Source organism: Flavobacterium sedimenticola, assembly GCF_030053345.1.
Lineage (GTDB): Bacteria > Bacteroidota > Bacteroidia > Flavobacteriales > Flavobacteriaceae > Flavobacterium > Flavobacterium sedimenticola.
The window spans coordinates 121,427-130,929 of record NZ_JASGBP010000007.1 but is presented as its reverse complement, the minus strand read 5'-3'; the positions used below and the strand labels follow the sequence as shown (position 1 = coordinate 130,929).

The following is a 9,503-nucleotide window of genomic DNA, read 5'->3' as shown; positions in this document are numbered from 1 at the left end:
TCTCGATTAGCGGGTGCAAAAGTAAGCATCTTTTTTAAACTAACAAGTAATTTTAAAATTATTTTTGAATTTATTTTTTAATTACTTGGTTTTCAAAAAATCAGGGTTGCTAAGATAATTTGTTTTATCCAATCCCACAACTTTTGATGATAATTTAGTTGATTTTTTTATCAACAAAATCAAAGAACTGCGTTGTAATGCGGGTGCAAAAGTAATACAGTTTTCAGGATTTGCAAGTGTTTTAGGTGACTTTTTGCAAAGTTTTTTACAAGTGACTGGTTTGGTGGTTTTTGCAAATGAAAGTTTTTTGGAAAGATTCAAGTATGCCGGTTGATTGCTGTTTAGCCCCGATGGCAGCGACATCCTTTTGTTTTGTCATCTTGTCCCGAAACTTCGGGAGTCGGAGGACAAAACAAAAGATACAGCGGACAGCGGGAATGACGCCAAACGACACTAACCGAGCGATTCGCTGCTCCCCTTATTTTTTCTTGGCTTTGGCCTCCCAATGCTCGGTGAGTTCATCAATATCGACAGGATTAGCAGGCTTTTGAGGTACCAATCGGCCGCGATTAAAAGCGCGATCGAGTATGGATTCGATGAGAAAATCTTCGTTGACTTCGTAAGGTTCGTATTTGGTCTTAAGATTGATGTCGAAAAGTTTGGCCGTGTTATTGGACCAGAACGCTTTCCACCCGCTTTTATAATCTTTGATGAGTTCGAAGGTAGTGAAGCCGGTTTGGCGGTGGATTAATTTGACCAAAATTTGACCTTGTTTGCGAGACAACTTTTTGAGTTGGGCTGTGAACTCGTTCTCCATATAGTCTTCGACGATTTTGAAATACTTCTTTTTTTCCTTGTTCGTCTTTAATTTTTCCATGTTTCGGTTGAGGAGCATGAGGCGCTCAGCCGCCACGCGAGCATAAGGATAGACTTTGTACACCCGATTTTGGAGCAACATAAAGGCTTTCTTCTCTTCGGGAGAGAGTTTTTCTTTATATACTACAACTTCTTCCAATAAGATTGGATCTTTAATTACCGTGTCATTTTCATCAACATCTATTTCTTTTTTCGGAATGGAATCGGTAGTGATTTGTGCTTTTAGATTGGAAGAAAACAATAACACAAAAACAATGAAGAGCAAATTATTGAGTAAGGGATTACATTTGCCTTTGGAGTATTGGTTATTTTTGAATTTCATAGATTGTTATTATTAGGTAAAAATAATAGAATATCCTTAACAACTGTAGTGCCAAATTTATATTTTAGCGAAAAAAAATTATGGCTGTAAAATCTATACTGACAAAATCGTCTTTAACATTTCTGGAAAAATATCTGAATAATGCCTCTCCTACCGGTTACGAGGCTCATGGTCAGAAATTGTGGATGGACTACCTAAAACCCTATGTGGATACATTTATTACGGATACTTACGGGTCGGCAGTGGGTGTCATAAATCCGGAGGCGTCGTACAAAGTTGTGATTGAAGGACATTCTGATGAAATTTCCTGGTACGTGAACTACATTACCGACAACGGTTTGATTTATGTGATTCGAAACGGTGGATCCGACCATCAAATTGCGCCTTCGAAACGCGTAAACATTCACACCGCCAAAGGTATTGTAAAAGGTGTATTTGGTTGGCCGGCAATACATACCCGGAATCGCGGAAAAGAAGAATCGGCTACCTTACATAATATATTTATAGATTGTGGTTGTTCTAGTAAAAAAGAGGTGGAAGCCCTGGGCGTTCACGTCGGTTGCGTGATTACCTACCCGGATGATTTTATGATTTTGAACGGCAACAAATTTGTGTGTCGCGCTATTGACAATCGTATGGGTGGTTTTATGATTGCCGAAGTAGCTCGATTGCTGAAAGAAAATAAAAAGAAATTGCCTTTTGGATTATACGTTACCAATTCGGTACAAGAAGAGGTTGGTTTACGTGGCGCCGAAATGATTACCAAAACCATCAAGCCCAATGTTGCCATAGTTACTGATGTTTGCCATGACACTTCCACGCCGATGATTGACAAGAAAATTGAAGGCGATTTAGAAATGGGCAAAGGCCCGGTGATTGCTTATGCGCCTGCAGTTCACAACACGCTAAGAGATTTGATTGTGAATACTGCCGAAACCAAAAAAATTCCGTTTCAACGTCACGCCACTTCCAGAGTAACCGGAACCGATACGGATGCTTTTGCCTACAGTAACGGCGGTGTGGCTTCGGCCTTAATATCCTTACCGCTGCGCTACATGCACACTACAGTAGAAATGGTTCATAAAGAAGACGTGGAAAACGTTATCAAACTGATTTATGAAAGTTTGCTGAATATTGAGAACAACGCTTCTTTTTCGTATTTCAAATAAAAAAAGCATCCCGATTGGGATGCTTTTTGCTTTTACATTACTGTAAAAGAACTAACCTAAACTTATAATTTAATTTCAACCGGAACGGCTACACAATTGTTTTTTACTTGAGTAATTTTATCCGAACGGTTGATTTTTTCGTAATCCAACGGATAAAAATTGGCGTCGGCAACACTTTCAATAATTTGATTATTTTCAGCAATTTTATCCTCTAAGGTCATTTCCAAAACTACCGGTTGATACGAATCATTTGATGATTCGGTTACCAATTTGTTTTCGTTGATTACATCAGTAACCGTTTTAACATAAGTGGATTGGATTACAGAGTTAGGATTGAATATAGTGGTATCTTCCCCTATAGTATCCCATTTACTTTTGAATTGTTCCGTTCCAGAAGCCATCAAAAGATTGGTGCATTGTGCACTGTCGGCACTTACCATAACTACCTCTTGTTGAATTAAATCCTGAGTTCTTAATTCATTTGCTGCTATACCTGTAGTAAAGTTTAAAACAGCGAGTCCTAAAAAAATGATTGTTGATTTCATAATGATTATTTGATGATGATTGTTATTGTTATTAATATTCTATGCAAATATATATCTAAAAACTAGTATCTTGTATTGCATAGTACTTAATTTTAACAAAATTTTAACTTTTAAAAAATCTTAACTATTTGTTTTTGAAGAAACAAGCACCGTATGACATTACTACGGCGCTTGTTGGAGACACTATGCTTGTTTTAAAATAGCAACCGCATCGGCTGCATTTGAAAGTTGTGCATACTGTAATGCAGTGTAACCTCTTTCGTCTTTGGCTCCAGGTTTTGCACCTTTTTCCAATAATAATTTAAGGATTTCTACCTTATTATATCTTGCCGCCAACATCAAAGGCGTAGTTCCATTGGTTGACTCGTTGACATCTGCACCATATTCAATAAATTTCTTTACGGTGTCAATGTCGCCTTTAACAATAGCATTACACAATGGTGTTACATCGTAAGCTACTACTTCAGTAGACAAAGAGACTGGTGCTGTGGTGTGTGTTGCTAAAGCAATGTTGGTAAAAGCTACTAAAGCTAGGCCTGCGAAAATGATTGTTTTCTTCATGATGATTTGATTTAAAAGTTATTGATTGCCTGTATGACGACCAAAACCTAATTTTCGTTGCACCAAATAGTTAACTATAACAAAAATTTAACATTAGGCCAAAAAAAACCACGGTTGACCGTGGTTTGATTTACAGTATGATTTACTGCTTATGATTTTAAGAATTCCAGCACATGTTGTTCAATTCTTTGATGAATATTGGAAATATCGGCTTTAACGAAAGGCTCTCCGATGATATTTTCATACAATTCGATATAACGCTCGGAAACCGACTGAATGTATTCTTCAGACATATCGGGAATGGGTTGTCCTTCTTTTCCTTGAAATCCGTTCTCCATCAACCAACGACGCACAAACTCTTTGGATAACTGTTTTTGCTCTTCTCCTTTATTTTGTCGCTCCTGGTACCCATCGGCATAAAAATAGCGCGAGGAATCCGGGGTATGGATTTCATCGATTAATACGATTTTACCGTCTTTGGTTTTGCCGAATTCATATTTGGTATCTACCAGAATAAGTCCTCGCCCGGCCGCAATTGCCGTACCGCGCTCGTACAAGGCTCGAGTATATTGTTCTAAAATCACATAATCATCCTCCGAAACGATGCCTTTTTCCAAAATAGATTCCCGCGAAATATCTTCATCGTGAGAACCGTTGTCGGCTTTGGTTGTTGGCGTTATAATGGGCACTGGAAATTTATCATTTTCTCGCAAGCCCTCGGGCATGGTAACCCCGCAAAGTGTTCTTTTCCCGGCGGCATATTCCCGAGCCGCATGGCCCGAAAGGTAGCCTCGAATGACCATTTCAACCTTGAACGGTTGACACAAATGTCCTACTGCTACATTGGGATCGGGTGTGGCAATTAACCAATTCGGCACAATATCTGCCGTTAATTGCATAAACCTGGTCGCAATTTGATTTAAGATTTGCCCTTTGTACGGAATGCCTTTGGGCATCACGACATCAAAAGCCGAAAGCCTGTCGGTGGCAATCATAATTAAAAGTTCATCATTGATATTATAGACCTCACGGACTTTACCGCGATAAACCGATTTTTGTCCAGGAAACTGGAAGTGCGTAGTAGTAATTGTATTCATGGTGTTGTGTTGTGCCCTTCGACAAGCTCAGGGTAAATTGTTGTCGTGCAAAAGTAAGCTGTTCTAATTTCTTAGGCAAAAAAAGAAAATCAATTCGTTTATTTTTTAGCCCCGATGGAAGCGGAAATCCTTTTTTTGCTTATTATTTTGGGCCTGTCGAAGCACAAGCAAAAAAGATTGGAGCGAACAGCGGGAATTGCCATTACTGAAACTTCCCGAGCCATTCGCTCCAAAAATTAAAAAGAGAAAAATTTAATAGTCGTTGTTCTCTATACTTTTATAGGCATCGATTACCTTTTTCACTAATCGGTGACGTACAATGTCTTTGTCATCCAAATAAATAATTCCGATCCCTTCTATGTCTTTGAGTACCAATATGGCTTCCTTGAGACCCGAAATGGTTCGGCGCGGCAAGTCGACCTGACCCGGATCACCGGTAATGATGAACTTGGCGTTTTTACCCATGCGCGTGAGGAACATTTTCATTTGTGAATGCGTGGTATTTTGGGCTTCGTCTAAGATGACAAAAGCGTTATCCAAAGTTCGGCCGCGCATAAAGGCCAAAGGTGCAATTTGGATGATGCCTTTGAGAATGTAATCTTCCAGGGTTTGTGGCGGAATCATATCGCGCAAGGCATCGTACAACGGTTGCATATACGGGTCGAGCTTCTCTTTCATGTCACCCGGCAAAAACCCTAAGTTTTCTCCGGCTTCTACGGCAGGTCGAGTCAAGATGATTCTTTTGACTTGTTTTTCTTTTAAGGCTTTGACCGCCAAAGCTACTCCGGTGTATGTTTTCCCTGTTCCGGCCGGACCAACGGCAAACACCATGTCGTTTTTATTGACAAAATCAACCAACTTTTGCTGATTGGGCGTCATGGCTTTGATGAGTTTTCCGCCTAAGCCGTGCACCAAAATTTTGTCGTGATCGGGCATGCGTTGTTCTTCCAGAGAATTGCTCTGGATTACTCGGTCAATAACATTATCGTCTATATTATTGTAGCGGGTAAAATGTAACATCAAACGGTTGAAACGATTTTCAAACTCATCGAGTTCTTCTTTTTCCCCGAATGCCTTTAAGGTAGTACCGCGGGCGACAATTTTAAGTTTCGGATAATATCTTTTGATGGTTTCCAGATGAGCATCTTGGGCGCCCCAGAATTCTTTGGGTGCAATGTCGTGTAATTCAATAATACGTTCGTTCAAAAGCAGCAGTATTTAATTAAAATAATTCGCTAGATAATTGTTAGCTTTGTATCCAAATTTAATCAAAATACCATTTCGGTTTTATTATTTTTGAGCCCAATTTCCATCAAGTTATAAACAATCTATGTCAATAATTACCCTAACTACCGATTACGGATTGAAAGACCACTTTGTCGGGGCTTTAAAGGGTAAGCTACTTTCCGAATATTCGGAAGCTACCATTATTGACATCTCCCATAATATTGATCCGTTTAATGTTGCCGAAGCAGCCTATATTATAGGTGCCGCCTATTCCGGTTTTCCGAAAGGAACGGTTCATTTGATTGGTGTTGACATTGAGTTAAGTCGGGATAACCAGCACATCGCCATGCAATGGAACGACCAATATTTTATTTGTGCCGATAACGGGATTTTGAGTATGCTGATTCAAAAGATAGTCCCCCAGAAACTGGTAACTATTACCATACACGACCGATTACCGGCAGAGGCAACCGATTTGGATGTATTTGTCAAAGTAGCTTGTCATTTAGCCAAAGGCGGATTGCTCAATGTGATTGGTAAAGAAATTACGGCTATTAAAGAGGTAACCGAATTGCAAGCCCTGGCCTCTGATACGCAAATCAAAGGCTATGTAATTTACATTGACCATTTTGGCAATGCCGTGACCAACATTTCCAAAAAAACTTTTCTAGAAACGGGAAAAAACAGACCGTACGAAATCAAATTTAAAAATCAGACCATTAAAACTATTTTACCCAGATACTCTGATATCGTGATTTCTGATAAGTACACTTGGAAAGATTATGAAGGCGAAAAGTTGGCCATTTTTAATGAAGCCGGTTTTTTGGAAATTGCCATTTTCAGAAGCAATCCCGAAACCGTAGGTTCGGCCAGCTCGCTTCTGGGATTACAATACCGAGATTTGGTCACGATAGATTTTAAAAATTAAGATTTGAAATAAAGCAACATGTTTATCAGAATAGTCAAGATGAGTTTTCATGAGGAGCACATTCCGAAATTCTTGGAAAACTTCAATTTAATTAAAGAAAAAATACGAAATGCACCCGGAAACCGTTTCTTAGAATTGTATCAGGACAAAAACAACCCGGAATTGTTTTTTACCTACAGTTTTTGGGAAACGGAAGAGGACCTTGAAAATTACCGTCGTTCGGCTTTGTTTGACGAGGTTTGGACGTTTACCAAGCAACTCTTTAACGACAAACCCGAAGCGTGGAGTGTAAACAAATTGGTCAGTTTAACTTAGTTGTAAGTCATTTTTTTTACAACCTATAACATACAACCTTACTATGAAATCAATAGCATTACGCGAAATCAAATCGTTTTTCGGCTCCCCCATCGGTTATTTGGTGATTGCGCTGTTTCTTTTACTCAACGGCTTGTTTCTTTGGGTTTTTGATGGCGAATACAATATCCTGCAAAGCGGTTTTGCCGACATGACGCCGTTTTTCACTTTAGCCCCATGGATTTTAATTTTTTTGATTCCGGCCGTTACCATGCGGAGTTTCTCGGAAGAAAAAAGACAAGGTACTATTGAACTTTTACTTACCAAACCTTTATCGGTTTGGCAAATTGTAAGCGGAAAGTTTTTAGGTGCTTTTTTCCTTATTGTATTGGCCTTACTGCCCACTTTGGTCTATGTATATGTGATTTACGGCTTGGGGTTGCCTGAAGGCAACATCGACATGGGCAGTACCATGGGCTCCTATTTTGGATTGTTGTTTTTGATTGCATCGTATACCGCTATAGGCATCTTTACCTCTACCCTTTCGGAAAATCAAATCGTAGCTTTCTTGCTCTCGGTTTTCTTGTGCTTTCTTTTTTATTACGGCTTTGAAGGGTTGGCTAATTACGTGAAGGATTTTGAACCTATTGTGGCCCGAATCGGAATGGATTATCATTTTAAAAGTATGTCGAGAGGCGTTCTAGATACCCGAGACATCCTATATTTTGTGAGTGTTTCGTTCTTGTTTTTATCGTTTACTGTGTACCAATTAAAATCTTTAAAATCCTAATGAGCACAGCCCAACAAAACTTAAAAAAAACAGCATTTACACTACTCTTTGTGGTAGTACTCAACGTTGCCGGTCATTTTGCATTCAAGCGTTTCGACTTAACGGCCGACAAACGATATACCCTATCGAAAACGTCGCTGAATATTGTAGGGGAAGTAAAAGAACCTCTATACATTGATGTATTTTTAGAAGGGGATTTTCCGGGAGAATTCAAAAAATTACAAACCGAAACCCAGCAGTTACTAGAAGAGTTCAAAGCCCAAAACAGCAATGTCATATTTCAGTTTGTAAATCCTTTAGAAGACGAGGAAGAACGCGATAAAACCATGCAATCGTTCTTAGAACGCGGCATGCTTCCGGTAAACGTAACGGTAAACGACAAAGGACAACAAACCCAAGAAGTGGTTTTTCCTTGGGCTGTAGCCACTTACGGTGACCGAAGCGTCAAAATCCCATTGCTCAAGAATATGATGGGCGCTTCTACTGCCGAGAAAGTGGTGAGTTCGGTGCAACATTTGGAATACGCTTTTGCCAATGCTATCAATACGGTTTCTAAAGAAAAACAAAAGAAAGTCATTATTCTCAACGGAAACGGCGAGTTGCCCGATCGTTACATTGCCAACTTTATTACTTCTGTCAGAGAAAATTACTTTATTGCTCCTTTTACCTTAGACTCGGTTCCGAGTAATCCCACCGGTACACTCAAACACATTAAAAAATACGACTTGGCTATTATTGCCAAACCGACTGAAGCTTTTTCCGATGCGGAAAAACAAGTCCTCGACCAGTTTATTATTAACGGCGGAAAAACGCTTTGGTTGGTAGACCAAGTACAAATGGACATGGACAGTTTGTACAACGAAACAGGATCCAATTTGGCTTTTCCCAGAGATTTAGGCCTGAACGAAATGTTCTTTAAATACGGCATCCGAATCCGTCCCGATTTAATATTCGATTTGCAAAACACCCCTATTGCTTTAGCGACCGGCGAACAAGGCAGTGCTACCCAATATACGCAATACCCTTGGTTTTATGCACCCATGGTTTATCCTACTTCCAGCCATCCTATTGTGAGCAACTTGGACGGTATCAAATTTGATTTTGCCAGTCCGATTGAATTGTTGGGTAACAACATCCGAAAAACCGTTTTATTGCATTCCTCAACCTCCGCATCGCGCCTGGTAGGAACGCCGACCGAAATCAGCTTAAACATGGTAACCTTGCGTCCGGAGCAGAAAGAGTTTGTCGGAAAAGGGAATTATCCGGTTGCGGTTTTATTGGAAGGGCAATTTCACTCGATGTACGAAAACAGAGTCTTACCGTTTCAAGACACCACATTCAAAAATTCGGGGAAAGCCAACAAAATGATTGTGGTTTCGGATGGTGACCTCATCAAAAATCAATTGGATAAAAACGGACAACCCTTGGAATTGGGTTATGATAAATGGACCAATAACGTGTATGCCAACAAGGAGTTTATGATGAATTGCGTGAATTATTTGTTGGATGACAACGGACTTATTAACATTCGCAGCAAGGAAGTTGATTTGCCGATATTGGACAAACAAAAAGTATATGATAACTACACCTATTCGCAAGTCATAACCGTAGCCGTTCCGTTGGTAATACTGGCATTATTCGGCGTTGTATTTACGGTGTTGCGCAAGCGAAAATACAGCCGCTAATGTTAATAA

The 9,503-nt window shown here is 39.6% G+C and carries 11 protein-coding genes; 5 read left to right on the top strand and 6 right to left on the bottom strand.

Features of this window, described 5'->3' with window-relative positions; all coding sequences use genetic code 11:
- Positions 1-81: 81 nt before the first annotated feature.
- Positions 82-363 carry a hypothetical protein gene (locus tag QHT84_RS11245; protein WP_283239666.1) on the bottom strand — a complete coding sequence of 94 codons (282 nt, stop codon included), beginning with the start codon at positions 361-363 and terminating at the stop codon, positions 82-84.
- A gap of 115 nt (positions 364-478) precedes the next feature.
- Positions 479-1,198: a DUF4294 domain-containing protein gene (locus tag QHT84_RS11240; protein ID WP_283239665.1), complete on the bottom strand. Its 720-nt coding sequence runs from the start codon at positions 1,196-1,198 to the stop codon at positions 479-481.
- A gap of 80 nt (positions 1,199-1,278) precedes the next feature.
- On the opposite strand from QHT84_RS11240, the gene QHT84_RS11235 reads away from it, so the two are divergent.
- Positions 1,279-2,367 (top strand): M42 family metallopeptidase, encoded by a 1,089-nt coding sequence (locus tag QHT84_RS11235; RefSeq protein ID WP_283239664.1) that lies wholly within the window; start codon positions 1,279-1,281, stop codon positions 2,365-2,367.
- 62 nt (positions 2,368-2,429) lie between these two features.
- On the opposite strand, the gene QHT84_RS11230 is transcribed toward QHT84_RS11235, so the two are convergent.
- From QHT84_RS11230 to QHT84_RS11215, 4 genes are all read right to left on the bottom strand, one after another.
- Positions 2,430-2,912 (bottom strand): hypothetical protein, encoded by a 483-nt coding sequence (locus tag QHT84_RS11230; protein ID WP_283239663.1) that lies wholly within the window; start codon positions 2,910-2,912, stop codon positions 2,430-2,432.
- A 183-nt stretch (positions 2,913-3,095) separates the two neighbouring features.
- The gene (locus QHT84_RS11225; RefSeq protein WP_283239662.1) at positions 3,096-3,473 is read right to left on the bottom strand and encodes an ankyrin repeat domain-containing protein; all 378 of its coding nucleotides are present in this window, start codon (positions 3,471-3,473) and stop codon (positions 3,096-3,098) included.
- 149 nt (positions 3,474-3,622) lie between these two features.
- Complete coding sequence (locus tag QHT84_RS11220) at positions 3,623-4,570, bottom strand: phosphoribosylaminoimidazolesuccinocarboxamide synthase (protein ID WP_283239661.1); 948 nt, start codon at positions 4,568-4,570, stop codon at positions 3,623-3,625.
- A 252-nt stretch (positions 4,571-4,822) separates the two neighbouring features.
- Positions 4,823-5,776 (bottom strand): PhoH family protein, encoded by a 954-nt coding sequence (locus tag QHT84_RS11215; protein ID WP_283239660.1) that lies wholly within the window; start codon positions 5,774-5,776, stop codon positions 4,823-4,825.
- Positions 5,777-5,900: 124 nt separating this feature from the next.
- On the opposite strand from QHT84_RS11215, the gene QHT84_RS11210 reads away from it, so the two are divergent.
- The 4 genes from QHT84_RS11210 to gldG are packed head-to-tail and all read left to right on the top strand — an operon-like array spanning position 5,901 to position 9,494.
- The gene (locus QHT84_RS11210; protein ID WP_283239659.1) at positions 5,901-6,725 is read left to right on the top strand and encodes an SAM hydrolase/SAM-dependent halogenase family protein; all 825 of its coding nucleotides are present in this window, start codon (positions 5,901-5,903) and stop codon (positions 6,723-6,725) included.
- An 18-nt stretch (positions 6,726-6,743) separates the two neighbouring features.
- A complete protein-coding gene (locus tag QHT84_RS11205) occupies positions 6,744-7,040 on the top strand; it encodes a putative quinol monooxygenase (protein WP_283239658.1) in 297 nt (98 codons plus the stop codon).
- Positions 7,041-7,083: 43 nt separating this feature from the next.
- Positions 7,084-7,809 (top strand): gliding motility-associated ABC transporter permease subunit GldF, encoded by a 726-nt coding sequence (gldF, locus tag QHT84_RS11200; RefSeq protein ID WP_283239657.1) that lies wholly within the window; start codon positions 7,084-7,086, stop codon positions 7,807-7,809.
- Positions 7,809-9,494, top strand: a complete 1,686-nt coding sequence (gene gldG / locus QHT84_RS11195; RefSeq protein ID WP_283239656.1) for a gliding motility-associated ABC transporter substrate-binding protein GldG — start codon at positions 7,809-7,811, stop codon at positions 9,492-9,494. Before gldF ends, gldG begins: the two co-directional genes overlap by 1 nt.
- Positions 9,495-9,503 lie beyond the last annotated feature (9 nt).

Excerpts from the sequence above, each read along its gene's own strand:
- QHT84_RS11240 (WP_283239665.1), bottom strand. The coding sequence starts at position 1,198 with ATGAAATTCAAAAATAACCAATACTCCAAAGGCAAATGTAATCCCTTA.
- QHT84_RS11220 (WP_283239661.1), bottom strand. The coding sequence starts at position 4,570 with ATGAATACAATTACTACTACGCACTTCCAGTTTCCTGGACAAAAATCG.
- QHT84_RS11205 (WP_283239658.1), top strand. The coding sequence starts at position 6,744 with ATGTTTATCAGAATAGTCAAGATGAGTTTTCATGAGGAGCACATTCCG.
- gldF (WP_283239657.1), top strand. The coding sequence starts at position 7,084 with ATGAAATCAATAGCATTACGCGAAATCAAATCGTTTTTCGGCTCCCCC.
- QHT84_RS11225 (WP_283239662.1), bottom strand. The coding sequence starts at position 3,473 with ATGAAGAAAACAATCATTTTCGCAGGCCTAGCTTTAGTAGCTTTTACC.
- QHT84_RS11210 (WP_283239659.1), top strand. The coding sequence starts at position 5,901 with ATGTCAATAATTACCCTAACTACCGATTACGGATTGAAAGACCACTTT.
- QHT84_RS11245 (WP_283239666.1), bottom strand. The coding sequence starts at position 363 with ATGTCGCTGCCATCGGGGCTAAACAGCAATCAACCGGCATACTTGAAT.
- gldG (WP_283239656.1), top strand. The coding sequence starts at position 7,809 with ATGAGCACAGCCCAACAAAACTTAAAAAAAACAGCATTTACACTACTC.
- QHT84_RS11235 (WP_283239664.1), top strand. The coding sequence starts at position 1,279 with ATGGCTGTAAAATCTATACTGACAAAATCGTCTTTAACATTTCTGGAA.
- QHT84_RS11230 (WP_283239663.1), bottom strand. The coding sequence starts at position 2,912 with ATGAAATCAACAATCATTTTTTTAGGACTCGCTGTTTTAAACTTTACT.